The 26259-nt window shown below is 55.5% G+C and carries 23 protein-coding genes and 1 pseudogene; 16 read left to right on the forward strand and 8 right to left on the reverse strand.

What is annotated here, in order from left to right; translation table 11 throughout:
* The first annotated feature begins 70 nt into the window (after positions 1-70).
* Together IOD17_RS11705 and IOD17_RS11710 are read left to right on the forward strand one after the other, a co-directional pair.
* Positions 71-469: a DUF6957 family protein gene (locus IOD17_RS11705; RefSeq protein WP_075750104.1), complete on the forward strand. Its 399-nt coding sequence runs from the start codon at positions 71-73 to the stop codon at positions 467-469.
* Positions 470-537: 68 nt separating this feature from the next.
* Positions 538-894 carry a hypothetical protein gene (locus IOD17_RS11710; protein WP_075750106.1) on the forward strand — a complete coding sequence of 119 codons (357 nt, stop codon included), beginning with the start codon at positions 538-540 and terminating at the stop codon, positions 892-894.
* A 342-nt stretch (positions 895-1236) separates the two neighbouring features.
* Here the strand turns inward: IOD17_RS11710 and IOD17_RS11715 are convergent, their stop codons facing one another.
* Entirely contained in the window at positions 1237-2226 is a 990-nt protein-coding gene (locus tag IOD17_RS11715) for an arsenic resistance protein (protein ID WP_074857882.1), read from the reverse strand.
* Between the two features lie 785 nt (positions 2227-3011).
* On the opposite strand from IOD17_RS11715, the gene IOD17_RS11720 reads away from it, so the two are divergent.
* From IOD17_RS11720 to IOD17_RS11730, 3 genes are read left to right on the forward strand one after another with little or no spacing between them, the layout of a single operon-like run.
* Positions 3012-3209 (forward strand): hypothetical protein, encoded by a 198-nt coding sequence (locus tag IOD17_RS11720; protein WP_009686170.1) that lies wholly within the window; start codon positions 3012-3014, stop codon positions 3207-3209.
* Positions 3206-3649, forward strand: a complete 444-nt coding sequence (locus IOD17_RS11725) for a disulfide bond formation protein B (protein ID WP_081430179.1) — start codon at positions 3206-3208, stop codon at positions 3647-3649. Before IOD17_RS11720 ends, IOD17_RS11725 begins: the two co-directional genes overlap by 4 nt.
* Positions 3646-4290: a DsbA family protein gene (locus IOD17_RS11730; protein WP_009686168.1), complete on the forward strand. Its 645-nt coding sequence runs from the start codon at positions 3646-3648 to the stop codon at positions 4288-4290. The genes IOD17_RS11725 and IOD17_RS11730 overlap by 4 nt, the downstream gene beginning before the upstream one ends.
* 81 nt (positions 4291-4371) lie before the next feature.
* Here IOD17_RS11730 and cadR read toward each other — a convergent pair whose 3' ends face one another.
* Positions 4372-4824 carry a Cd(II)/Pb(II)-responsive transcriptional regulator gene (gene cadR / locus IOD17_RS11735; RefSeq protein WP_009686167.1) on the reverse strand — a complete coding sequence of 151 codons (453 nt, stop codon included), beginning with the start codon at positions 4822-4824 and terminating at the stop codon, positions 4372-4374.
* Positions 4825-5059: 235 nt separating this feature from the next.
* Here cadR and IOD17_RS11740 point away from each other — a divergent pair, with 235 nt between their 5' ends.
* The 6 genes from IOD17_RS11740 (at position 5060) to IOD17_RS11765 (ending at position 11991) form a co-directional block, all read left to right on the forward strand.
* Positions 5060-7342, forward strand: a complete 2283-nt coding sequence (locus tag IOD17_RS11740) for a heavy metal translocating P-type ATPase (RefSeq protein ID WP_045633917.1) — start codon at positions 5060-5062, stop codon at positions 7340-7342.
* Positions 7343-7358: 16 nt separating this feature from the next.
* Positions 7359-7703, forward strand: a complete 345-nt coding sequence (locus IOD17_RS11745; RefSeq protein WP_170050748.1) for a DUF3703 domain-containing protein — start codon at positions 7359-7361, stop codon at positions 7701-7703.
* 26 nt (positions 7704-7729) lie between these two features.
* Positions 7730-8206 (forward strand): hypothetical protein, encoded by a 477-nt coding sequence (locus IOD17_RS11750; protein ID WP_017675705.1) that lies wholly within the window; start codon positions 7730-7732, stop codon positions 8204-8206.
* Positions 8207-8811: 605 nt separating this feature from the next.
* A complete protein-coding gene (locus IOD17_RS11755; RefSeq protein WP_026088463.1) occupies positions 8812-10137 on the forward strand; it encodes an OprD family porin in 1326 nt (441 codons plus the stop codon).
* A gap of 192 nt (positions 10138-10329) precedes the next feature.
* Positions 10330-10566, forward strand: coding sequence for a hypothetical protein (locus tag IOD17_RS11760; protein WP_143003857.1), 237 nt, complete (start codon positions 10330-10332; stop codon positions 10564-10566).
* A 465-nt stretch (positions 10567-11031) separates the two neighbouring features.
* A complete protein-coding gene (locus IOD17_RS11765; RefSeq protein WP_090256269.1) occupies positions 11032-11991 on the forward strand; it encodes an arsenic resistance protein in 960 nt (319 codons plus the stop codon).
* Between the two features lie 116 nt (positions 11992-12107).
* Here IOD17_RS11765 and IOD17_RS11770 read toward each other — a convergent pair whose 3' ends face one another.
* The 4 genes from IOD17_RS11770 to IOD17_RS11785 all read right to left on the reverse strand — a co-directional run bounded on the left by IOD17_RS11770 (position 12108) and on the right by IOD17_RS11785 (position 18608).
* Positions 12108-15230: an efflux RND transporter permease subunit gene (locus IOD17_RS11770; protein WP_090256270.1), complete on the reverse strand. Its 3123-nt coding sequence runs from the start codon at positions 15228-15230 to the stop codon at positions 12108-12110.
* Between the two features lie 11 nt (positions 15231-15241).
* A complete protein-coding gene (locus tag IOD17_RS11775; RefSeq protein ID WP_090256271.1) occupies positions 15242-15583 on the reverse strand; it encodes a P-II family nitrogen regulator in 342 nt (113 codons plus the stop codon).
* A 14-nt stretch (positions 15584-15597) separates the two neighbouring features.
* Positions 15598-17187 carry an efflux RND transporter periplasmic adaptor subunit gene (locus tag IOD17_RS11780; protein ID WP_143003858.1) on the reverse strand — a complete coding sequence of 530 codons (1590 nt, stop codon included), beginning with the start codon at positions 17185-17187 and terminating at the stop codon, positions 15598-15600.
* Positions 17188-17339: 152 nt separating this feature from the next.
* Entirely contained in the window at positions 17340-18608 is a 1269-nt protein-coding gene (locus IOD17_RS11785; RefSeq protein ID WP_267925831.1) for a TolC family protein, read from the reverse strand.
* Between the two features lie 571 nt (positions 18609-19179).
* Here IOD17_RS11785 and IOD17_RS11790 point away from each other — a divergent pair.
* The 5 genes and pseudogenes from IOD17_RS11790 (at position 19180) to IOD17_RS11810 (ending at position 24800) form a co-directional block, all read left to right on the forward strand.
* A complete protein-coding gene (locus IOD17_RS11790; protein ID WP_017675714.1) occupies positions 19180-19854 on the forward strand; it encodes a heavy metal response regulator transcription factor in 675 nt (224 codons plus the stop codon).
* The gene (locus IOD17_RS11795) at positions 19851-21254 is read left to right on the forward strand and encodes a heavy metal sensor histidine kinase (RefSeq protein ID WP_045733424.1); all 1404 of its coding nucleotides are present in this window, start codon (positions 19851-19853) and stop codon (positions 21252-21254) included. The genes IOD17_RS11790 and IOD17_RS11795 overlap by 4 nt, the downstream gene beginning before the upstream one ends.
* A gap of 129 nt (positions 21255-21383) precedes the next feature.
* Complete coding sequence (locus IOD17_RS11800; protein ID WP_233685278.1) at positions 21384-22643, forward strand: OprD family porin; 1260 nt, start codon at positions 21384-21386, stop codon at positions 22641-22643.
* 341 nt (positions 22644-22984) lie between these two features.
* Positions 22985-23317 carry a DUF2790 domain-containing protein gene (locus IOD17_RS11805; protein ID WP_017675718.1) on the forward strand — a complete coding sequence of 111 codons (333 nt, stop codon included), beginning with the start codon at positions 22985-22987 and terminating at the stop codon, positions 23315-23317.
* A 157-nt stretch (positions 23318-23474) separates the two neighbouring features.
* Positions 23475-24800: pseudogene (locus IOD17_RS11810) on the forward strand (OprD family porin).
* Between the two features lie 177 nt (positions 24801-24977).
* Here the strand turns inward: IOD17_RS11810 and IOD17_RS11815 are convergent.
* The gene (locus tag IOD17_RS11815) at positions 24978-25421 is read right to left on the reverse strand and encodes a DUF411 domain-containing protein (protein WP_003246746.1); all 444 of its coding nucleotides are present in this window, start codon (positions 25419-25421) and stop codon (positions 24978-24980) included.
* Positions 25411-26253, reverse strand: a complete 843-nt coding sequence (locus tag IOD17_RS11820; protein ID WP_170050792.1) for a c-type cytochrome — start codon at positions 26251-26253, stop codon at positions 25411-25413. Before IOD17_RS11820 ends, IOD17_RS11815 begins: the two co-directional genes overlap by 11 nt.
* Between the last annotated feature and the right edge of the window lie 6 nt (positions 26254-26259).

Below are 26259 nucleotides of genomic sequence, written 5' to 3' on the forward strand. Positions count from 1 at the left end.
GGCAGCTAGCTGCCCCAGCTATTGCCCGGAATGTCACAAGCCATCCTCAGAGGATATGGATCAATCAACCATGAATTCACTGAAAGAAATCACAGAGCTACTTTACGCAGTAGGGGTGTCCATGCCCGGCAGCCCCATGTCCGACGAAGAGGCACTCAGCTATGCCCGAAAGAACTTCCCCTATGGAAATTTTTGCCTGGTGCGTGACTGGCTGTGGCTCGATATAGAGACCACGGACGCTCAACGGCATGCCCTGGAGAAGACACAACGCCAGCCGGCTTTGATCTATGCGCACCAGGTTGTCTTCGACAGCGAGCGACGATGGGATGTCGGCGACTTCGTGAGAACTTCGCTACTGCATCAGTTCAGCGAGGGATTTCATTTCAGAACGCTCAATTCTGTGTACCTGCTACTGGGCCCCGGTACTCGCAAGCCTGCCAGCGCCGACACCATCGCATGCCTGATTTAAGCCATTGAGTATCCCGGTGAACACACGGCCTCAACCAGCAGTTGATCATTGATCTGTGAGGAGCAGTAATGCGCCCAATTTCTCCCGAGAATATGCGGAAGCTGCGCAAGGCTCAGGCATACCCTTTCAGCCAGCCGGTCACGGCCTATCTCACTGATGCCCATATCGCGGCATGCTGCTGCCTGGGAGTAATGCATCGACATGTCAGGGCTGATCCGCTCGGTGGGCGATTTGCCGATGGGCGTCTGATCCGCACCTCGGACATCCTGCGTATCGAACTGGAGGGAGAGTTCTGGGTGCTCCACACATACACAGGAAGCTTCTATGTCATCGCCTCGTTCCACCCAGGTGGATACCAATCCCTAATGGACTATCAGGCATTTCTGCCTCAGGGCTTCTATCCGACGCCTGATCGGCTCCACTGACTCAATTCAGAAAGAGGCCAAGCCGTGTCATGAAGATCATAACTCCTTCTTCATCTCCACGCCTGGGATCATTGCTGGTCTTTCCGGGGATATCAACGACCTGTTCCTGACTCACCTTTTCTGGGCCGGCCCGATGTGTAGCGAGCCAATCCAAGGGGCGTTGCTATTCAAGATTGGGGCCCAAAATCTGCGACACGACTACCGTGCCGCATGGGCGATTGCGACATAGCTGGCAACCAGTACTCCGGCAGCCACAGGCAGAAACCGGCCAAAAGCAGACATCCGCAACAAGATGTTGTCCTACGTCCGCTATCGATGTCACGTGACCAACCCGGAGCAGGTTCAGCCGTTGAGCGGTTCGCTAGTCTCGGCACGATCACGGCAAAGAAACGCTGGCACAGCCCGGACATAGACCAGTTCAGCAACCAGCTCGACAAGGGTCTGGGTAATCACCGCAGCGGCGGCGAGCCCCCGCAGCTGTTCAGGCAGCGCTAATGCAAGGGGCAGCACCACCAGTGAGTTGCGCGTCGAGCTGCTGAAGATCACAGCCCTTGCCGACCGCACAGGCAGCTTGCACACCTTGGAGACCAGTGCACCGATTACGGGAGCCAAGAAGGCAAAGGCGATGTAGATCGGCAGTACGGGAGCAAGCCTGCCGATCTCATTCACTACGGGAGCAATCTGCGAGCCGACCACGGCTATGAGCACCGCCGCCATGGCCGGCACAGGTAACCAGGCCCAAGCATCAGCCCATGTCTTCACCGCTGCGGAGCGCTTTACCAATGCTTCTGTCAGCAGTGCCAGGATCAGCGGGGCCATGATGAGTGCCAGAAAGGCTTCGACAAAGGGGCCTATCGACACGACCACCCCCGAAGTATCACTCAGCATAAGCCCCAGGTAGAGCGGTAAAAGAGCAAGCTGAAGTAACAGCAAAATCGGCGTCGCCGAAAGGATCAGGCGTGAGTCACCCCGGCCAATGTGGGTGAACACGACCACGTAATCGATGCAGGGCGTCAGTAGCACCAATAGCACGCCAATCAGGATGGCGGGATGTCCATCCAGGAAGCGGGTCAGCCCCCAAGCCAGGAGAGGAATCAAAACAAAGTTGGCGACTAGGAGCGCAGCCATGAAGGGCTTGTTGTGCAAGCCATCTTTAAGGTTCAGCAACGGAATCTGAAGAAACATCGCATACATCAGAACAGCGATGGTGGGCGTGACCAAGACCGACAATCCCTGGGCGGTATTCGGAGCCAGCAATCCGCCAATCGCCGCGACAATAACCGCTACGAAGTAGATCGGTACTTGGTTCTGCTCTAGTGCATCTCTTGTCATGGTTCACTCAAAGTCATGGTTTGCTCTCCGCGTTAGGGAGGACAAGGATGGTTAGCTAGGGATAAGGCAAGCAGCGCTAACGGCCAATGGTCATTCATCAATGGCTGCTTCAGGCCTGTACTTGCAGGTTAAAAAGGGCAAGGTCGACCCAAACTGGGCACCCTGAAAATTCGATCATTGGCCAAAAACGGAAGCACTGATTTTTCCATCATGCATCCTAGCCCGCCCCACCTAAGCCGCACAGGTATCGCCATGGTGCTTGTGCCTACTCCCCGAGAATGGTCTCATTGCGGAGAAATTCGTACGGCGACCGTATCTTCATACCCATGAGGGTCGGAGCAAATACCTCTCACCTCTATACATATCGACATCATCCCGATGCCCAGGCGTAAGGTCACAATCCAAGTAGTGCTTACACTGAGCCTGGCATTGCTGCTGGTCATGGGTTGGCATATGTCTTCCCTGTTGGTTGGTGCAGAGCCGCAAGCGGGATTCAAGAGCGAAGCCGCGCACAGTAGCTTGCTCACAGAGGCAGCCCCCTCTTGCGTCTTTTGTGCAGGTCACCAGCACTCGCCGATGACTGCCGACCATGTGCACGAGACCCCTTACCTTGGGCCGCTGCTTATCCTGCCAGCACAGGCAGAAAGCAACATCCTGACTACCCTGCCGGATGAAGCCGCACCAACTCGCCTGGTCTACTTGATTGAGCGCCCTCCGCGATCCAGCCGCGTGATCTAAGCACAGCCGCACTGCGGCTAAAGACCACTGCAATCCAGGATCAACTTATGCAATCGCTTTCTCCGCGCGAGCCAGGGGCGTTGTTTGCGCACCTGCGCCGCCCGATGCGCTTATTACTGCTCGCTATCGTGCTGATGCTCATGGGCATGGCAGATGCACTGGCTCAAGACGTCACCACGAACGATATCGCGTCGACGGTAGTTCCCGTGCCACCCACCTCTGTAGAGGGTAGATATCAACCATGATGGAAACAGAGACAAACACTCGCTTTCCCAGCCCCTGGAGCCTGTTGCTTATGGCCTGGGGTATTGCGTTGGTTTCGACCTTAGCCGCCTTGTTCATCGGCGAGGTCATGGGCAAAACGCCCTGCGTGCTCTGCTGGTTCCAGCGCGCATTCATGTTTCCACTGGTCGTGATTCTGGCCGTTGGTTGCTACACCTCGGATTTCGGGGTCTGGCGTTATGCGTTGCCGGTTACCGTCGTGGGCTGGCTCATCGCGCTCTACCACAGCCTGCTCTACTTTGGGGCCATACCGGAGAGCATCAAGCCCTGCGGGGCAGGCCCGTCCTGCTCCAGCGCTGACATGACGATTTTCGGCAGCGTCCCTCTGCCACTGCTTTCGCTGGTCGCATTCACCCTTATCGCTGTTCTTCTTGTTCTCATCCGTCGGAGGTCTTCCCTATGAGCAGACGTGCAATCGTCCTCGTCATCAGCATTCTTACTGCGCTCGGCTTCACTGCTGCGGCATTCTTTTATGATCGATATTCGGTAAGTGAAGAGACCCCGCCAGTTGCTCCAGTGGCTAGCTCGTTGGTGCGCTTCCATTCGCCCGTTATCGGCACCGCCAATGCGCCCGTAACCATCGTTGAGTTCTTCGATCCGTCCTGCGAGGCCTGCCGCGCCTTCTTTCCAGTAGTGAAACAGATCCTGGCTGACAACCCGAATGATGTGCGCCTGGTGCTGCGTTACGTCCTCTTCCATGAAGGCTCTGAAACAGCAGCAAGAATCCTCGAAACTGCACGCAAGCAGGGGGTCTTCGAGCCTGTTCTGGAAGCACTCATGGTGGCGCAACCGCAATGGCACAGTGACCCACTGGTGCAGAAGGCCTGGGAAGCTGCTGAAGCGGCAGGCTTGGATGTGGAAAAGGCCCGTGCGGAGATGATGGCTGGCGATATCACCGAGGCCCTGAAAAGGGACTCTCAGGATGCCCAGGCTGCTGGCGTGCGCCAGACGCCCACGTTCTTTGTGAATGGCAAGCCGCTATTGAGTTTCGGCGCGCAGCCACTGATTGATCTGGTCAAAGCTGAAGTCGAACAAAGCAAATAAGCGCTAACCGTCTGCATACAGCTGAGCCAGACTCACCACCTGCCATGTAGCGTGCCTCGCATGGCAGGTGGTGGCGCATGTTTAGTGGCGGTGGCTTTTCCCAACATGAGTGTGGCCATCATCCGGAAGCGCACTGACACCGCCAGTGGTGTTCAGGCGCTGGAGGATTCCACACTCGTCTACGCCGCGCTCAGAGGCGCAACGGTGTCGTAACTCAACCAGCTGTTGTTGCAGGGCCAGCAGGCTGGTCACGCGCGCTTGCACATGCTCAATGTGCTCATCCACTAAGCTATTCACACCCTCACAGTTCCCCTCTGGCCGATCCATCAGCGCCAACAAGCTTCTGATCTCGTCCAGGGTCATGTCCAGTGTTCGGCAGTTACGGATGAACGTAAGTCGCTCAAGGTGCTCACTGCTGTACAGGCGGTAATTACCCTCGCTGCGGGCCGGAGCGGGCAACAGCCCCTCGCGCTCGTAATAGCGAACCGTTTCAACTTGGCAATCGGCAAGCTTGGCCAGCTCTCCAATCTTCATGAGTTACCTCTTCAGCAAACGCTTGACCCTGTAGTGGCTTCAGGGTGTTCACTCTGCACAACTGTTCAACGAGGATACCTTCATGGCTGGCTGCTGCGGTGACGAATACAAACCTGAAGCGGTTTCAAAGGATGTCTGCTGTGACTCCAACGAAGCAAGCAAGTGCTCTGCCACAGCGGCTACAGCAGTAAATGCCGTAACCGGCTCCAGGCTCAGCAGCTTCCGCATTGCGCAAATGGACTGCCCTACTGAGCAGACGCTGATTCAGGACAAACTGAGCAAGCTCGCAGGCATAGATAAGCTCGACTTCAACCTGATCAATCGGATTCTTGGGGTATGGCACAGCTTGCCGTCGACCGCGCCTATCGAAGCGGCAATCTCGTCCCTGGGTATGCAAGCAGAGCCGCTATCTGCTGAAGGGCAAGCCCGCATCAAAATCGAACAGATGGACTGCCCAACGGAAGAAAAGCTAATCCGCGACAAGCTGACCTCGCTACCCGGCATCAGTGCGTTGGAGTTCAACCTGCTTCAGCGCGTACTGACGCTCAGCCACTCAGCAGAAGCACTGCCAGCAGCACTGGCAGCTATTCGCGAGCTTGGTTTCACGCCAGTGGTTGAGGGTTCCGCAACAGCAAACGAAGAAACGCAAAGCACCCCGCGCAAGAAGGCCTGGTGGCCCTTGGCGCTATCGGGCGTGGCCGCCGTATCGGCGGAAGTGATCCACTTTGCCGAGCTTGCGCCAGATTGGGCTGTGGCTGGCATGGCGCTGCTCGCCATTCTGCTGTGCGGCCTGACGACCTATAAAAAGGGCTGGATCGCGCTGAAGAACCGTAACCTGAACATCAATGCGCTGATGAGTATCGCGGTGACCGGTGCGGTGCTGATTGGACAATGGCCAGAAGCGGCCATGGTCATGTTCCTCTTTTCTGTCGCCGAGTTGATCGAAGCGAAGTCGCTGGATCGGGCGCGCAATGCCATACGCGGCCTGATGGATCTGACGCCGGAGCGCGCCACGGTGCAGCAGATCGATGGCACATGGCTTGAAGTTGACGTTAAAACCATCGCCGTAGGCGCATTGGTCAGGGTAAGACCGGGCGAACGAATCGGTCTCGATGGCGAGGTAACTTCCGGGAATTCCACCATCAACCAAGCGCCCATCACAGGGGAAAGCCTGCCTGTAGAGAAAACCATCGGCGATCCGGTTTTTGCAGGAACCATCAACGAAGCCGGCTCCTTGGAATACCGCGTCCTGGCCGCCGCAGCCAACACCACGCTGGCACGTATCATTCACGCGGTCGAAGAGGCGCAGGGTTCACGTGCGCCGACCCAGCGCTTTGTCGATCAGTTCGCCAAGGTATACACCCCTGTCGTATTCCTATTCGCCCTGGCTATCGCCATTGTGCCGCCACTCTTCATGGCCGAGCCCTGGTACGACTGGATCTACCGTGCCTTGGTGCTGCTGGTGGTCGCTTGCCCTTGCGCCTTGGTCATCTCGACGCCCGTCACCATTGTCAGTGGCCTGGCAGCGGCGGCGCGTAAAGGCATTTTGGTCAAAGGCGGCGTCTATCTGGAAATCGGTGGCAAGCTTGGCGTCCTGGCACTCGACAAAACCGGAACCATTACTCATGGCAAGCCGGTACAGACCGATTACATGCCGTTGGTTGAACAGGACTCAGAACTCTACCGTACTCATGCTGCCAGTCTCGCCAGTCGCTCTGACCACCCGGTTTCGCAGGCAATAGCCAAGCATGCCACTGAGAATGGCCTGACGTTTGCTGCCGTTGAGGGATTCGAAGCCCTACTGGGTCGAGGTGTTCGAGGCACCATCGAAGGCATAGATTTCCACCTGGGTAACCACCGTCTGGTGGAAGAGCTTGGCCTCTGCTCACCCGAGCTGGAAGCGACGCTGGAGCGTCTCGAACGCCAAGGTAAAACAGTGGTGGTGCTGTGCAATCCGCAGCGTGCCATTGCCCTGTTCGCCGTTGCCGATACCGTCAAGGACTCCAGCCGCCAGGCAATTGAGGAACTTCACGCGCTTGGCGTGAAGACCACAATGCTGACCGGCGATAACCCGCACACCGCAGATGCGATTGCACAGCAGGTAGGCATCGACGAGGCACGCGGCAATCTCCTGCCAGTCGACAAATTGCAGGCCGTTGAAGCATTGCAAGCGCGCGGCTACGTTGTTGGGATGGTCGGCGATGGCATCAACGATGCGCCGGCGCTGGCGAAGTCTGAAATCGGTTTCGCCATGGCCGCCGCAGGCACAGACACTGCCATCGAAACTGCGGATGTGGCCTTGATGGATGACGACCTGCGCAAGATCCCGGCCTTCATCCGCCTGTCTCAACAGACCGCCGCCATCCTCAAGCAGAACATCGTGCTGGCGTTAGGGATCAAGGCCCTGTTTCTCGCCATTACCCTAACGGGGCAGGCGACGATGTGGATGGCCGTCTTTGCCGACATGGGCGTCAGCCTGCTGGTGGTGTTCAACGGCCTGCGCCTGCTTAAAAAGTAGGATCGGAGGATTGAAGATGAAAGCAGCATTGCAACTCGCAATTGAACAAGCCTTTCAGCAGGCCCGGCAGGCCATGCAGGAACAGCGCAGTACAGATGCCTTTCAATGGCTGGAGCGCGCGCACATCCTGACTCAGCGCCAACCTTTGCTGCATGCCAGGTCACACTGGCTGATGCTCACGCTCGGCTGGAAAATTGGCGATTATCGCGAGGTGGCCGGGCAAATACCGCGCATTTTCGCGGCCTTGTTGTTCTCCAAAATCTGGGTGCCCCTCGGCAATACAGGCCGCTCCAGAATCAGTGCGTTCAAGCCCATGCCGGTTCCCGAAGAACCACAGACCTTGCTTGCCGATGACAAGTAAACTCAATCCGGTCGGTGATTGCGCCCATGCAAATTGATATCTCTACCCAGCTGCCATGCTCACTGGCAGAGGTGATCGCCCAGGTGCGCACGCCACGTCTGCTGCATCAGGTTGCATCACCGTTGCTGAGTTTCAGCCCGCTGACTCCCGTTGAGTTTCCTGGCACCTGGAGCGAGGGCACTTACTGGGTCAAGCTGAAGTTATTCGGCGTACTTCCCATTGGCCGTCAGGCGATTGTGATTACATACCCGCAGACGGAAAATGCTCAGATTTTCATGCTAAGAGACAACGGCTACAGCCCGCTGATCAGCAAGTGGGATCACCTCATTACGGCACAAGAGGTCAACGGCGGAACGCTTTACCGAGATAGCGTGACCATCAAGGCGGGCGTCCTCACTCCGTTCGTCTGGCTATTTGCGCGCCTGTTCTACGCCCACCGTCAGCGCCGCTGGGCAACCTTGGCGGCAAATGGCTTTAACTACGGAAACTCTCAGCCGCTGTAGTAATCGCACCTTGCTAGGTTCTTGGTCGCATCAACCAACTCTTCGTCTGGTAAGCGCTGAGCCCATGGCTATTCACACCCATGCGGTCACAGTTTCATGCACCATTACTGCCATGAGCTGGAATATACGCAGTGCGCCTGCCAGCTCCAGCTCGTCAGCGAAATGCTGGCTTACACGGCGGGAGTGAGCAGCATGCCCGAATCACGCAAGGTGATTCGGGTGGACGCTTACGAGCATCCAAACAAGATCAACCGGCGTCACCCCCAGCCGGCTTGTCACATCAGCCCGGCGCTATCGATCTATCTGAGTGCACCGTCCTATGAGCTGGCAGTCATGAACATTCGGCCTGATCAAGGCTGGAGCTCTCTCGACCTACCCGTCGGATTCTATTGAAAATCTGAATTCAAATGTCGCTTTAAGACAACTTTCATTGCCGCCTTGTGAAGATTACAGAATTGTAATTTTCCAATCATCTTCAAGTTATCTTCAGCTTGCAAGGATAGGGCTCAGCTCCCCAAAGGCGCAGAGCGCTTGAGGGTGCAATACCTATAAGAACGCCATGGCGAAAACTAGACTAATAACTGCCAATTATAAAGGAGCAATAAATGCTTAATAAAACCAAACTATCCCTTGCAGTATTTTCGGCGATTGTCAGTGCAGCTCCGCTCATGGCGGCCGCAGAAGAGCAAGCCGAAGGTTTTGTAGAAGGTAGCAGTTTCAATATTCTCAACCGTAACTTCTACATGAATCGTGACTTTCGTAAAGGTCAGTCGAGCAACACTGACAATGGTTATACTGAAGCTTGGGCACACGGGATCATTGGCCAGTTCGAGTCGGGCTTTACCCAAGGCACCGTAGGCTTTGGTATTGATGCCTTCGCCATGCTCGGCCTTAAACTGGATACCGGGGATGGTCGATATGGCCCAGGTGGTACTGTTAATCTGCTGCCGGTAAATAGTGATGGTGAAGCCGAAGATAACTACTCCAAAGTGGGTGGTGCAGTAAAAGCCCGGCTATTCGACACCGTTGTCAAAGTGGGTGATGTGTTCCCCATGACGCCGGTGGTTCACTACGGTGACTCCCGCCTGCTACCGGAAAGCTTTCGCGGCGTTACGGTTGAGAACACAAGCTTTGATGGTTTGACCCTTCAGGGTGGCCGCCTGCATGCCATGAGCCAGCCGCAGGTCAGCACCATGCGTGATGAGTTCGCAACCTTCTATGCGGGCTCTGTCGCGTCTCCATGGGTTGCCTATTTCGGCGGTGACTATTCGCTAAATGACAACCTGAGCTTTAGTCTCTATAGCAGCCAACTCAAGGATGCTTGGAAGCAGCACTATGCCGGTACGTCCTTCACCTACCCGCTGACCGACAGTGTTTCCTTGTTCGGTGGCTTGAACTACTACAAAGCTGTTGATGACGGCCAGCAGCTGTTGGGTGAGTTCGATAACGACATTTACAGCGGCAAAGTGGGTGTGCAGTTCGGTGCACACAGCGTTGCCCTGTCGCACCAGCGCAACAACGGCGACGATGATTTCGACTACCTGCGCCAGTCTGATTCCATCTTCCTCGACAACTCTATTCAGTACAGCGACTTCAACTCGCCGAAAGAGAAGTCCTGGATGCTGCGCTACGACCTAGATATGGCCAGCTATGGCGTTCCTGGACTGACCTTCATGACGCGCTATGCGCTGGGTACAGATGCGGACTATTCCGACGCCAACAGTGTGTATATGCGTCGTGATGCCGATGGCAACCCGCTGACTGACCAGAAGCGCTGGGAACGCAACATCGAAGCCAAGTACGTCGTCCAAACGGGCTCACTGAAAGAGATGTCCTTCCGTGTTCGCCAGATGACTACCCGCGCAACGGATTACGAGTCGGATCTGGACGAGGTTCGTCTGATCGTCGAGTACCCACTGAGCGTGCTCTAAAAATGGATGGGCGGGCGGGCTCTAAAAGCCCTGCCTGCTCATGCATAACAAGAAAGATAGTGATTAGATTTCAAGAATGTAATGTTGAGCTCACGCTGCTGTTAGCTTCCATCTAGTAAAATTCATTCGAACTTGCAGAACTTGTCCATAAAACTCGACAAGCTATTAATTGAATTTTACGAGGCCTGCCTTATGAAGATATTGAAAGCCCTGATTATTGGATCGTTACTTCTTGCGGCCTCAACACAGACTTATGCAAGAGGAGATGGTTACGACCGCTCAATGAAATTTCAGGAAAGATTTCGAGCAGATCAAAAACGAATTCACGGAACTAAGCCCGCCGCCAAGCAGGCGGACGAGTCAAAGGTTAAGAACAGCAGCCAAGATCGGATCGATACCGATACTAAAAAAGAAACCAAAGCTGACTAACTGCTCACTTCCGAACGATGTTCACCTCTAGAAGCTCCCGAGCTCCTTTGGAAAGAGGTGTACCCTCAGCGCCCTTCGGGGCGCTTTTTTTATTTAACCCCCTCCATATCCAATAGCCTAACTGAGAATATAAAACGCCACGCTAGAGAACTAAACTCTACTCCTTCGCATGTAATTCATATCAGCAACAAGCCATCGCTGTCAGCGTGTAGCAAGAAGGGCAAAATGATACGGGCCGAAGGCCTTACATTGATCTGCCTGATATCTGCAAATGCACTTGGCTATCTCCACGATGCTAGAGCACGGTGTCATTTGAACACCGCGCCCTTGTACCGTCAGCAGACACTCGTTCAGTAGCCAGACGCTGCGCCTATCTCAATCCTTCAAGGCTCAGGCCATCCAAGAGTGCCCCCACGCTCTCCGCTACCTAATGTAAGCTGACGTTTTTTCCTCCTTGAGGATGCTATGAGTAGGGATGCGCTTGAACAAAACCAGATACCGATCTATTTCGTTGCGGTCATTGCAGCGGCAATCGGTGGGTTAATAGCTCCTGCAGCTGCGCAGAGCCTGAACGCATTAGTGACCCCGACCATCGCCGTGCTGATGTACGCGATGTTCCTGCAAATTCCCTTTCTTGATCTTCGCGAAAGTCTTAGCAACAAGCGCTTCATGTCAGCCTTGCTTATCGCCAATTTCGTACTGATTCCACTGCTGGTGTGGGCACTAACCAGAGGGCTCGCAGACCACCCGGCAATCCTAATCGGCGCTCTTCTGGTTTTGCTCACCCCCTGTATCGACTACGTGGTGGTCTTTACTCACATTGGCAAAGGCGACTCGCGTGCGATTCTTGCAGCAACCCCCATCCTCTTGCTGTTGCAGCTTGTGCTGTTGCCTGTGTATTTGGCTTTCATGCTAGGGGAGCAATCCGAAGTCGTTATCTCGATAGGCCCTTTCGTTGAAGCGTTTCTCGCACTGATTGTCGCGCCTTTGTTGTTCGCGGTGGTTACAGCAGCCTTGGCTAAGCGCTCGCGGGTCGTATGTAGCTGGAACACCGTATGGGCATGGATGCCAGTCCCTGCGATGGCGGCAGTTCTCATTGCGGTGGTTGGGTCGCAAATCTCGCCGGTGGTACGTGATATCGACCAGCTTTTACCGGTGATCCCGGTGTATATCGGTTTCATGCTTTTGGCCCCCGTAGTGGGCGCACTCGCTTCAAGAGCTTATAAACTGCCCGCCTCGACGGCGAGAGCGGTTACTTTCAGTACCGCCACACGTAACTCGTTGGTGGTTCTTCCGCTGGCCCTGGCATTGCCTGAAGAAATACGAGGGCTTGCAGCCGCAGCGGTCATCACCCAGACGCTGGTTGAGTTGGTGGGTGAGCTTGTCTACATCCGGGCAGTGCCGATTCTCATTTGGCGTAAATAAAACCGCTGAGGACGTCACAGGCACAGTCACTGCCCACATTGAGCGGTATTTACGGTAAGCAAAAAGCCCCGCTCAAGAGCGGGGCTTTTCAGTTGCACACAAATAGCGCTGTGAACTTAGCGCAGACGATGGGCCAAGCGGTAGAGCAATGGCAAAACCAGCAGCGTCAGCGCGGTTGAAGACAAGATTCCGCCAATCACCACCGTCGCCAGAGGGCGCTGAACTTCTGCGCCCGTACCGATGGCAGTGGCCATTGGAATAAAGCCCAGAGACGCCACCAAGGCTGTCATCAGCACCGGACGCAAACGAGTCAACGCGCCTTCACGAATAGCCTCGTCCAGCCCCATGCCGTTCTCACGCAAACTGCGAATGAAGGAAATCATTACCAGGCCGTTGAGCACCGCCACGCCCGACAAAGCAATGAAACCCACGCCCGCGGAGATCGAGAGCGGAATATCTCGCAGCCACAAGGCCATGATCCCGCCTGTCAGCGCGAAGGGCACGCCGGTGAACACCAGCAGGCCATCTTTGACATTGCCGAACATCATAAAGAGCAGTGTGAACACCAGCAGCAATGAGACCGGTACGACAATCTGCAGGCGCTTGGCCGCCGACTGAAGCTGCTCGAAGGTGCCGCCCCAGGTCGTCCAGTAGCCTGTAGGGACGCTAACCGCCTGGGCGATCTTGCTCTCGGCCTCGGCGACAAATGAGCCGATATCGCGACCGCGAACGTTAGCGGTGACCACCACGCGGCGCTTGCCACTTTCACGGCTGATCTGGTTCGGCCCCGGTGCGGACACCACACTCGCCACATCAGCCAAGCGCACAAACCCTGGGCCATCCAACCCATCGCCATTGGCCAGACGAATAGGTAGCTGCTGGATCTTGTCGACATCATTGCGCCACTCGTCCGCCAGGCGAACTTGGATATCGAAACGCCGGTCACCTTCAAACAGTGCACCCGCCTCGCGCCCGCCGATGGCGGTGGAAATGGCGTCCTGAATCTCCGAGACATTCAAACCGAATCGTGCGGCTTTCTCACGGTCGATTTGTACGCTGAGCATCGGCAGACCGGTGGTCTGTTCGACCTTCACATCAGCTGCTCCTGGAATACCCTCCAGCACCTCAGCGATTTGCTCGGCGGTCTCGTTCATCACATCCATGTCATCGCCAAACACTTTCACTGCGACGTCACTGCGTACGCCGGAGATCAGCTCGTTGAAGCGCATCTGAATGGGCTGAGTGAACTCATAGTTGTTGCCGGAAACCTGTTCAACCGCCTCCTGCATCGCCGCAACCAAATCGGCTTTGCTGCGATCAGGATCGGGCCACTGGTCGCGCGGCTTTAGCATGACAAAGTTGTCCGCCACGTTCGGCGGCATTGGATCGGTTGCGACTTCAGCAGTTCCAAGCTTGGCGAACACCGTATCAACCTCGGCAAAGGATTTGATTCGTTGTTCGAGTTGCACCTGCATTTCAATTGCTTGCGAAAGGCTAGTGCCAGGAATACGCAGGGCATGCAAAGCGATATCGCCCTCATCCAGGCTCGGCACGAACTCACTGCCCATCCGCGAAGCAGCTAAACCAGAAAGCACCATGATGACTGTCGCAATGGTCAGCACTAACGGCTTGCTGACCATGACCCAATCTAGCAACGGCGCGTAGCCTTGCTTGACCCAGGCCATTAGCCGATTTTCTTTTTCACTGACGTTGCCATTGAGGAACAGTGCAACAGCTGCCGGGACGAATGTCACCGAGAGGATCATGGCTCCGAACAGGGCTGTCACCACGGTGAACGCCATTGGGTGGAACATCTTGCCTTCCACGCCGGTGAGCGCAAATATCGGCAGGTAAACCACCATAATGATCAGTTGGCCGAACAGCAGTGGACGACGCGCCTCCTTCGACGCCGCGAACACCTCATGGAAGCGCTCATTACGGGTCAACGTTCGGCCTGCTGCGGCCTGGGCGTGAGCCAAACGACGCACGCAGTTCTCTACGATCACCACGGCACCATCGATGATGATGCCGAAATCGAGTGCGCCAAGGCTCATCAGGTTCGCGCTGACCTTGTTGCTGACCATGCCCGTAAAGGTGAACAGCATCGACAGCGGAATCACCATTGCGGTGATGAGGGCCGCCCGAATGTTACCCAGGAACAGGAACAGGATAGCGATAACCAGCAGAGCGCCTTCGATCAGATTCTTCTTCACCGTATTGATGGCCTTATCGACCAATACAGTGCGGTCATAGACCGTCTTCGCTATGACTCCTTTCGGCAGGTTGCGATTGATCTCCTTTATGCGCTGGTCGACAGCCTGCGATACATAGCGGCTGTTCTCACCAATCAACATAAAGGCAGTGCCGAGCACCACCTCCTGGCCGTTCTCAGTAGCGGCCCCGGTGCGCAGCTCCTTACCCAGGCCAACCTCGGCCACATCACCGATGCGCACAGGAACACCATCGGTGTTCTTGATGATGATGTTGGCGATGTCAGCGATATTGCCGACTTGTCCCGGAGCGCGGATCAGGTACTGCTCGCCGCTGCGTTCGATGTAGCCCGCACCAACGTTGGCATTATTGCTCTCCAACGCAACCACAATGTCCTGCAGGCTGAGGCCATGTGCGACCAGGCGCTCCGGCTTGGGTGAAACCTGGAACTCCTTGGCATAACCGCCAATGGTGTTGATCTCGGTAACACCTTTGACGGTTCGCAGTTGCGGCTTGACGATCCAGTCCTGAATCTCACGCAAATCCATCGGAGTATAGGCGCTGCCATCCGGCTTCTTCGCACCGTCTTGCGCCTCGATGGTCCACATGTAGATCTCGCCCAGACCAGAAGCGATTGGCCCCATGCTCGGCGACAGATCACTGGGTAGATTGCTACGCGCTTCCTGTATCCGCTCATTCACCAACTGACGAGCGAAGTAGATGTCTGTGCCGTCTTCGAAAATGACGGTGACCTGCGACAACCCGTAGCGTGAGATTGAACGCGTTTCCTGTAAGTTGGGCAGCCCAGCCATTACCGATTCAATCGGAAAGGTCACGCGTTGCTCAGTTTCCAGTGGCGAGTAGCCCTTTGCCTCGGTATTGATCTGCACCTGCACGTTGGTGATGTCGGGAACCGCATCAATCGGCAACTTCTGGTAGCTGTAAACACCCAACGCCGCCATGCCGAGCACAGCCAGCAAGACTAGCCAGCGCTGGTCGATGGCGAAGCGAATTAATCGTTCGTACATGTCAATTTCCCCTAAAGCGCAGCATCACCGCGCTCTCCAGTACGGATGCGCAATGCGTCGGTCAAAGGGGCCACGGCGACGATTCCATCACCGGGAACACCTGTGTGGGCGGCCTTCTCGATGGCATGGACGATCTCATCGGCAACCTCATCGGAGCAGAACGCCAGCAGCACGAGATGCTGATGGGCGTCTGGATTCCATTCGTCTGCGATATATCCATGATCCTTGCCGTGACCACGCGGATGACCATGGGCTGGCAGGATGGTGAATCCTGGTAGATGCGGCAGTGCGTGCAGCGCTTGCTCGACGGCTTCAAGCCGGATCGGACGAAAAATAGCTGTAACTTGTTTCATAGCTCGACTCCGAATTAGTGGTCATGGCTCGCGCCGGCTTTGCCAAGCTCAGCTTTGATCAGGAAGCTGTTCTTCAGCGCGTATCGATCGCCCGCCTTCAGACCCGAGATAACCTCGACGAAGTGGCCGTCGGATTTGCCCAGCTCAAGAGGCCGAGCTTCTAGCTGGTTATCGAAGCGGCCGAACACTACCTGCCAATCGCGAACGGTCTGGATCGCTTCGACCGCTACTGCAACGGGAACGTCGTTCTCCTGGGCAATCACCTCGACCGTCACTGGCAAACCAGGCCGCCATATCCGATCTGGGTTGGCTAGCACGATGCGAGCAGTCGCCGAGCGGGTTTGCGCCCCAACCAGAGCGCTGACATAGGAAATGGAGCCCTTAGCCGTGGCGGCGAATGCGCTGGAGCTCACGACAACGTTTTGCCCTTCGGCGATTACGCCCAAGTCTTTCGCCGCGACGGTTGAGTCCACCCATACGGTCGACAAATCCGAGACGGTAAAGACTGCGGAGTCCTCTTTGAGTACTTCACCAACAGAGATGCTTTTGCTGGTTATCACGCCATCGATAGGGGCACGAATCTCGAATTCGGTGAGATTCTGGCCTTTGGCCGGGGCACCGCCCAGCGAAGCGATTTGTTGCTGGACGCGCTGCACTGCGATAGCAGCTTCCTGCATGGCAACTTGCGCCTGCAGGAAGTCCTGCTCGGCGGAAATCTTCTCTTCCCACAATTGCTTTTCACGTGCATAGGTCGTGCGGGCAAGCGCAGAGCGTTGCTGGGCGGCCATTAGCTCGCCACGCAGTTCGGCCAGCGCCTGGCTGGAGATTTTGGCCAATACCTGACCCTTGCTGACCGTATCGCCAGCACTAACCGCCACCGAGTCGACGCGCCCGGCAAGTTGCGGGGTCACCTGAACCGTGCGGTCACCGTTGTAACGAACCTCGCCGAGCACTTGCAGCGTGGAGGCGATTTTCGCTGGACCAGCAGTGGCGAGCGTGACGCCACCCTGCTCAAGCTGCGCATCCGTCATCGTCACGCGGCCCTCAACCTGCTCGTAACCGAACGAATAGCTCTTGCCACTGTGCTTGGCGCTGATGGAAACCTGGAATGAATGCGGCTCTACAACCGCGGCATCGCCACGTAGGTAGTCATTCTCTTTGCTGAAATTGATGATTTGCGCAGGTTGGCCAAGACGCAACAAGGTCACCTGTACCGTGCTTTCAGTAGGATTTAAAAGCTTACCGTCCAGGTAGGTATAGAGCCTGAACTGAGGCTCTACGCCCTCCTCAAAAATCGTCACTTCAAGTGCATAATCACCCTCGGTGAAAAGCTTGCCGCCATGCTCGCCCTTGGTGGGTTCTACAGTTTCATGGTGCTCTTTATCTGCATGCTCATCGGCCTCTTCATGCTCGTCGGCCGAAGCCTCCCCGTGGTGCTCGGGATCTGCGTGAGCCGATACATCCTCATGACTCTCATCATGGCCATGGCCTTCCTCCCCGGACTTACCAGGGCTACCACTTAGAATCAGACCCGCCACGGCTAAACCGATGACGACAACAGCCACAATCATCAGCCACTGCTTTCTGGGAGTTGTTGATGCCATTGGTAACTCCAAATTATCAAAAGTATTGAATTTGACTCATGCCCAGGCGGCGACTAAACGCGCTCAATAAACATGCAGCCGCCAGGAAAGCAGGCGAGGCTTCATGTCGCATGACGCGACCATCTAAGGCGTTATGTAGGTGTGAGAGATGCTTATTTTTTGAATTCGATGTTGAGTTGGGAGCCGTAAATCTTCTCCAAGCTCACCCAGGCCGAAATAGCTTCATCCAGGGTATTCAGGTATTGGGAGCGCATGCTTACGAGGGTGCGCTGAGCATCGAGTACATCGATAAAGGCAAACTTGCCCATCTCGAATCCACGTACTGCGCCCTCTACTGCTTGCTGCGCGGTCGGCAGCAGTGTGCCGCTGATCGAGTCGACTTCACTTCTAGCGCTTTCCCACTGCTCAAATGCCTGCTGGGCTTCCGCGCGCAGGCGGAGCTCTGCGGCATTGCGCAAATCCCGCGCTTGGTCAGCTCCTTGAGCAGCGGCCAGCACATTGCCTTGGTTGCGGTTGAACAACGGAATAGGCATCGACAAGCCGAGCAAATTGACGCGCTCGCCAAGCCCTTCGTCGTACTGGCTGCCAACGCTGACGGTGAGGTCTGGAATGCGCTGCGACTTTTCGAGTTCCAAGGAAGACTCGGCACGCTGGATTTGCGTGTTGGCCAGCCGTAGGTCCGCTGTATCTGTTATGCGTGCAAGCATCTCAGCCTGCGACGGCAGGTACGGCAGGCGCTCAAGATCACCCTCGACATGCGCGAAGTTCGGTGTCTTGGCACCCGTTATGAGCGCCAGTTGCTTGTAGGCATTGCTTTGATTGAGGCGTGCGCGATTCAGCTCCAGTTGAATTTCCGAAAGCTGCACCTGAGCACGCGAAATTTCGATTGGCGAAGCCTTGCCGGCCTTTACGCGCCCTTCGACCACCTGAAGTCCGCGACGGGCAAGGTCTAACGACTGAGTGGAAAGCTGCAGTCCTTCCTGGGCACGCAGGGCTGAGTAAAAGGCCTGGATGACCTCAGCGCGCAAGATGTTTTTCTTACGCTCCAGATCAATCGCCACCGCGTCCTGATCACGCTCAGACACATCAATACGCGCGCTACGCTTGCCGCCCAGCTCAATTGGCTGAGATACCTGAATGCTGGTAACGCGCGACTCACTGCGCGTGTCCTCAACGCTCCAGGACAACTCAGGATTCGGGATCAGCCCAGCTTGAGTACGAGCACCTTCGGCAATACCTGTATTCCATTGTGCTGCAGCGAACTCCTGGTTCTCAGTGAGCGCTTGCGCCAACGCCTCATCAATCGTTATTGACTGCCTTGTTGATTCGGCAGCAGTTGTTGGAACTGGAGCAATTAACAATGCAGCCAGTAGCCCTGATAACACACAGAACTTACCTACTCCAACTCCATGTCCGGCCATTGTTTTTACATGCACTTAAAAGTCCTCCGCAGAACTAACTCTGCTGGAATATAATGAAGGCCTTTATATTTATTAATCCCGAGGGATATCGAGGATCATTACTTGGGAAAATAAGTAGAAAGCCAATTCCCGGCAGAATGTAGTGCTCCACGCCTATCAGCAAGGTGACTGGAAAATTACAAATACGTTATCCAGCACCTTTCCAAGTAGGCCTGTATTAGTATTGGCAGCGCTCAAGAGAGCAGGCGATTTAGCGCCCAGCAACAACTAGAAACAAACACAGTTAAATAGCGGTTGCCTCGCGTGTAGCGCCCCGGGCAGCCCTGCCAGTCAAAAGTTGGGGGTTTTGGATAAGGGCAAGTACTGCGACACGTTGTCGCTTAACACCTTGGAGCCATGCGAAATAGGCATTACAGCTTGACCCTAAAGCCGCTTCAGGCTTTAGCCTTGGAGCAACCTGAAAAGCCGTAGGTCATATCCGTGACCGCCGATGAAAGAATTAAAACCACTCCGCAGCCACAACAAAAGAATATCTAAAAAATACTGGCTGCACATTTTAAGGTGAATTTTTATGCGAATCCTTATTGTCGAGGACGAGCCCAAGACTGCCGAATACTTACACCAAGGTTTAAGCGAAAGTGGCTATGTAGTTGATAAGGCAGCCACTGGCGTGGACGGTCTCCACCTTGTTAGGCAACACGCTTACGACTTGGTAGTGCTTGATGTAAACCTGCCTGAAATTGATGGCTGGGGCGTGCTTGAGCATATACGCAGTAACAGCAGTACACGCGTGATAATGCTGACTGCACGCGGGCGCTTAGTGGATAAAATTAAAGGCCTGGATTTGGGGGCAGATGATTATTTAGTCAAACCGTTCGAGTTCCCTGAATTACTTGCGCGAATTCGTACATTGCTACGGCGAAGCGAGCAAATTCCAGTACCGGAAGTGCTGCGGGTAGCCGACCTTGAGCTTGATCCGGCGAGGCACCGCGCGTTCCGTGGTGAGCAGCGCATCGACCTGACCACTAAAGAGTTTGCGTTGCTGCACCTACTGATGCGCCGCTCTGGGGAAGTGCTATCGCGCACCCAGATCATTTCGCTGGTCTGGGATATGAATTTTGACTGCGACACAAACGTCGTCGAAGTCTCCATCCGCAGGCTACGCGCCAAAATTGATGATCCGTTCGATAACAAACTGATCCACACCCTCAGGGGTGTTGGGTACGTGCTTGAGGAACGGGCATGAAGCCGGCCAGTCTATCCATGCGCCTTGGCCTGTCGGTCAGCGTGATGGGGGCGGCACTGGTTGTTCTGCTAGCGGCACTCGCCTACTTCGCGCTTACCCATGAGCTGGACTCGTTGGCCAAGCAGAGTCTTGACGGCAAACTGGAGCAGATTCAGCACAATCTCGCCGAAGACATGAGTGCACATGCAATTGCCCAGCAACCTCACGAGTTGCTGGATCTGGTCATGGGGCATGACAACCTGCACCTGACGATCTACGGGAAAAAGTCAGGCACCAAATTACTCCTGAATCTGGGTGAGAAATCCAGGGAGCCCATTCTTGCCAACATACCAGCAGGCGATACCCCTAGTTACCAAAGCTGGTCGGATACTGAGGGAAACAACTTCCTGACCGCATCCAAGGTGATGCTGCTCAACGACGGCGACCACGTCAGGGTCTTACTCTCAATTGATCGATCTGCCGACGAAGCACTGCTCAGTGCCTACCTCAAGTCAACACTGATCGCACTCCCTCTTCTGCTCGCGCTGATTGGCATGGGCGCATGGTGGATCGTGCAGCGAGGCCTTTCTCCGCTCCGGCAATTTCGCCAGGTTGCATCGCTGATCTCCACACAGGATCTGACCCACCGAATTTCCGTGGATAAGCTTCCACAAGAACTCAGCGCGCTGGCCCACGGCATCAACTTCATGCTGCATCGACTTGATGGCGGCGTTCAGCAGCTATCGCAATTCTCTGATGACTTGGCCCATGAGTTGCGTTCGCCCATCACCAACCTGATGGGCAAAGCCCAGGTAACTCTCTCCAGAGAGCGTCCGCCAGAGGAATACAAAGCCGTACTGGAGTGCTGTACAGAAGAGCTTGAGCGCGTCACCCGGATTGTTTCCGACATGCTGTTTCTCGCTCAAGTCAGCCACCCGGCGTCCCTGGTTCCCTTCGAGAAGATTGCCCTAGAAGATGAGGCAAGACGCGTTGTGGATCTGTTCAGCATCTCCGCGGAAGAGAAGCAGATCAGCCTGAGCATTGTCGGAGCAGGCCTAACCTTCGGTGATCGGCTGATGGTGCAGCGCGCGATTTCAAACCTGTTGTCCAATGCGATTCGACATAGCCCCATCGGCGCAAACATTTCGTTGCTGATCGAAAAGCACAGCGAAACCGTATCGTTCTCGGTGGAAAACCCCGGGATTGGCATTCCCGCACAACACATCCCTCATTTGTTCGAACGCTTCTACCGTGTCGATACCAGCCGCTCTCGTGCCGAAGGTGGAACAGGGCTTGGCCTGGCAATTGTTCGCTCGATCATGAGCCTGCATCAGGGCACGGTCGAGGTCAGCAGCCTGCCAGGCAGCTTCACCGTGTTCCGTTTGATCTTCCCCAAAGTCCGCAATGGTTCCTCGACCTAGACCCTGCAGGCGTACAGGCATAACGACCAGCCGAAGATTGGCTGCAGAGGAACCCGCCCCTATTCGGAGAGCACGGCATACAGCGACGGCTCCCCGATATGCCAACCCCCTGAGCATGGAGAAACAACAATGAAGAAGACCCTCTTGGCAGTCGCGGTGAGTACTGGGGTACTCAGTCTTAGCCAGCCAGCCTCCGCTGAATTTTTTGCAGACAGCAAAGCCGGTCTGGAAGCGCGTAACTTCTATTTCAATCGCGACTTCCGCCAAGACTCAGCCAGCCAATCAAAGCAGGAGGAATGGGCCCAGGGCTTCCTGCTGCGCTACGAATCCGGGTTCACCGAAGGGACAGTCGGCGTGGGCATCGACGCCATCGGCATGCTTGGCCTCAAGCTGGACTCCAGCGCCGATCGCTCAGGCTCGGGCCTGCTCAAGCGCGATAAAGAAGCACCTCGTGCCGCGCAGGATGAATATGGCGAGATGGGTTTAACCGCGAAGCTACGTGCTTCGAACAGCGTGCTGAAATTAGGCACGCTGCAACCCAAGCTGCCAACCGTCCAAGCGAACGACTCGCGCCTACAGCCACAGACCTTTCAGGGCGGACATCTCAACTCGCTGGAGATTGACGGGCTTACCTTTGATGCAGGCCAGCTCAAGCAAGTAAGCCAGCGCGACTCCTCCGATAGCGAAGACCTCAGCATTACCAGCGGCTCTGCCCGCGCTATCAGTGGCGGTGGAACCCAGACGAGCGATGAGTTCAGCTTTGCCGGGGCGACCTACAAATGGAACAGCAACCTGACCACTGGCTACAACTACGGCAACCTGGACGACTTCTACAAACAGCATATTTTCACTGTCCTGCATACCTTGCCGCTAGGTGACAAGCAGTCGCTAAAAACTGATCTTCGCTACGCCCGCTCCACCGATGAAGGCAACAGCAACGTCGACAACAAGGCATTCGGAGCAATGTTTACCTACGCCTTTGGTGGCCACGCCCTCGGTGTTGGCTACCAGAGCATGAGCGGAGACACCGGCTACGCCTACATCAACGGCACCGATCCGTTCCTGGTCAACTATGTGCAGATCGGCGACTTCGCCAACAAAGACGAAACCTCATGGCAGGCCCGCTATGACTTCAACTTTGCCAGCGTTGGCATCCCTGGCTTGACGTTCATGACCCGTTACCTGACCGGCGACAATATTGATCTAGGCGCAGGCGGTGCCGATGGTAAGGAGTGGGAGCGCAATACTGACATCGCCTATGTCTTTCAGGACGGTGCGCTGAAAAACCTGGGCGTTAAATGGCGCAACGCCACACTACGTTCAACCAACTTCGGCAACGACGTTGATGAGAACCGCCTGATCGTGAGCTACACCCTTCCACTGCTGTAATTAGCAATAATCCGTGCGTTGCACTGTTTGTGCAGCGCACGCATTTAGCGAAATGCACAGACGGCGACTATGGGGAGCCGCCAAGAGTGCATTACTACCGCTAACGATCGCCTCACCAAAGCTGACTTTCCAATGACCCACTCACTGATACCTGGGTAGAAATTGTTATCTTCGGTAGCCGACGCCTGTAATTGCTCTGACGAGTGCCAAACATAACTGACGTATCAAAACCTTTACTCTCAAAGAGTTTAGATCCATTACAGGAATGTAATTCTCGCTTCACGTTTGTGACAGGGTCTTGCGTTTATATTTTAATCACCACCTTGAAGGAGTGATTAAACATGAAAAACCTCAAAGTCATTGCTGCACTTTCCGCTATGGTTGTTTCCTCTGCAGCTCTGGCAGAAGGCGGCGCTGATCGTGTTTATGGTCGGATGATTCAGGCCAATGAGCAGGCCATGCAAGAGTATGCTGCCGCTAACGGAAAGAATCCGCCTGAAGTTATTCATTACCGCTACGGCATGAAACTCGATATCGCCAGGGTCGTGGCCACTACCCCGACGGACTCTAGCTGCGGTGTGATGCCGGCCCAGATGACCTACGAGGACTCCAATGGCGATCTGAATATTCTTGAATACCGGGCAGCCGGGACAGGTTGCCGTAATCAAAACTAGATAAATGACATCGCGCTGACTGAAATGTAATTTCCAAGTCACCCTGACGTTATTTGGCATGTGGAAATATGACCAAGGCGTGCCTGGCTATGCCCGGCGCGCTTGGCACATATATGCGACCACACAATGACAACTGCCAATAACATCAGGAGCATTTATGAATAACAGAACCCTGTTAGGACTTTCTCTGCTCACTCTGAGCGTCAGTACCGGGCAAGCTGCAATGGCCGCCGGCGAGAAAGGCGAGGGATTTATCGAAGGCAGCAGCCTGACCATTCTCAATCGAAATCTCTACTTCAACCGCGATTTCCGTAAAGGCCAGTCCAGCAGCTCGGGTAATGGCTATTCGGAAGAGTGGGCGCATGGCGTGATAGGCAGATTCGAGTCTGGTTTCACCGAGGGCACCATAGGCTTTGGTGTCGATGCCTTTGCCATGCTAGGGCTCAAGCTTGACACCGGCGACGGCCGTTCTGGAGCAGGCGGCTCAGTCGACGTGATGCCTTACAACAGCCTCGGGCAGGCTGAGGACAACTACTCCAAACTGGGGGGCGCGGTGAAAACTCGGTTCATGGATACCGAGATCAAGGTAGGCGACGTCTTTCCCGTCAGCCCGGTCGTCTAATACGGTGATGCACGGCTTTTACCGGAGAGTTTCCGAGGTGTCACCGTGGTCAACAGCAGCGTGGAAGGACTGTCGCTTCAAGGCGGTCGCCTCCACTCGATGAGCCAACCCAATACCAGCAGCATGCGCGACGGCTTCGCTACCTTCTACGCGGGCGAAGTGGACTCGCCATGGATCGCCTATTTCGGTGGTGATTACACGCTTAATGACAACGTCGGCTTTAGTCTCTACACCAGCCGCCTCAAGGATGCCTGGAATCAATATTACGCGGGCACCACGCTGAGCTACCCGCTTGCGGACGATGTCGCCTTGATCGGCGGGCTGAACTACTACAAGGCGGTCGATGAAGGGAGGCAGCTCCTCGGGAGCTTCGATAACAACATCTGGAGCGGCAAGGTCGGCATCCAATTCGGCGCTCATACAGTGCTGGTGGGTCTCCAGCGCAACAATGGCGATGATGACTTCGACTACTTGCGCCAATCGGACTCCATCTACCTCGACAACTCCATCCAGTACAGCGACTTCAACTCGCCGAAGGAGAAGTCATGGCAAGTGCGCTATGACCTGGATATGGAGCCTTTCGGTGTGCCTGGATTGAGCTTCATGACTCGATATGCCCAGGGCTGGGATGCCGACTACAGCAACGCCAACGAAGTCTATATGCGCCGTGATGACAACGGCGATCCGTTGACCAACCAGAAGCGCTGGGAGCGGGACATCGAGGCCAAGTACGTTGTGCAGTCTGGGTCGTTGAAGGACATGTCCTTTCGCATTCGACAAGCCACGACTCGCGCCACCGACTTCGAGTCGGATTTGGATGAGTTCCGCCTGATTGTCGAGTACCCGCTGGAAGTTCTCTAACCCTGGCAAGCGAGCGGGTTGATTGCCCGCTCGCTCCTTGGTCCTGCTGTCCCCTCGTAGTGCTCCTTTGGTTTGGAGACAGCCCTTGGCGCCCTAGGGCGCCTTTTTTACTTAGGTTAAAGGACGTATGAAAATGAGTCGGCCACTACACACAAGCGGCCGTGCTGGCAGGCAGTACTACTGGGCGGGATATTCTGCAACGACCTGATCAGAACCCGTCTTGGTCAAGCCAATGACCTGGTAGGCATGCTGTACGCCATCGACTTCCATGCCGGGGGAGCCCGCCGGCATCCCGGGAACAGCGATGCCCAGCAGATCATCGCGCTTGGTGAGTTCGATGACCTGAGCCGCCGGCACATGACCTTCGACGAACTTGCCGTCAATCACCGCGGTGTGGCAAGACGCTAACCGTGGCGCGACGCCCAGTCTTTGCTTCACTGCTGTCATGTTGCTTTCAACATGGTCGACGACTTTGAAGCCATTCGCTTCGAGGTGTGAAATCCACTTCTTGCAACATCCGCAATTGGCATCACGATGGACATCAATCGTCAGGGCATCAGCTGCTTGAACCGCAGACGTGACGGAGAGAGCGGCCAGTAAGGCCAGATATTTAGCTTTCATGTACGTGCTCTTTGCCATCGGCGTGGGTGTGGGTCTTGGGCGAGGCGTTCGGAGCCTGCTCGGCGTGATGATCACCTCCGTTGGACGACGCCTCATCCCCAGCATGGTGGTCATCGCCACTCATATCCGAATGGTGACCTGCCTTAGGTGCGGAGCCACCCTCGCTATCCGTAGCCGCGGCATCGTGATGACCAGGCTCTCCAGCATCACCTGATCCATGATGGTCATCGCCACCGCCACTATTGTCATGATGGCCAGGCTTGTTGTCGCCGTGCTGACCTTCATGATTGTGCATTTGCGTTTCCCCACCACCATGCTGATGGCCGCCACTGGATGCGACGAGTGCTTGGTATTGCTTGGCATCCATCGTCGGCAATTGGTCAAGGAAGGCAACCATGCCCCAGATGTACTCATCGCCCATGCTCTTGCCCCACGCAGGCATACCCGTTGCCTTGATGCCATGCTTGATCACCCAGAACGCTGCTGACGGATTGCCATCGACACCGATCTTGGCGAGGTTGGGGGGCGCAGGATAAAGCGATTGGCTTAGCTCGGTCTCCGCCACACCTGGCGCCAAATGACAGCCGATACACATGGAGTTGTAGTTGCCCGCACCGGCGCGAATAAGAGCTTGATCATCCAGGTTGGGAACCTCGATGTCCTGCGAACGGACTTCGATAGAGCGGTCACGGGCCATCGTGAGAAACGCATGCACTGCAGGAAAATGGGGATCATCGGCCCCCACGTTGACCACGCCAAAGTAGGCGCCGGCCAGGACAGCTGTGCTACCGACCACGCCGGCCGCCACCAAAGTTTTAATTGTTCTTTTCATGTCAGG

The sequence above is a fragment of the Pseudomonas anguilliseptica genome (assembly GCF_021375795.1).
Lineage (GTDB): Bacteria > Pseudomonadota > Gammaproteobacteria > Pseudomonadales > Pseudomonadaceae > Aquipseudomonas > Aquipseudomonas anguilliseptica_A.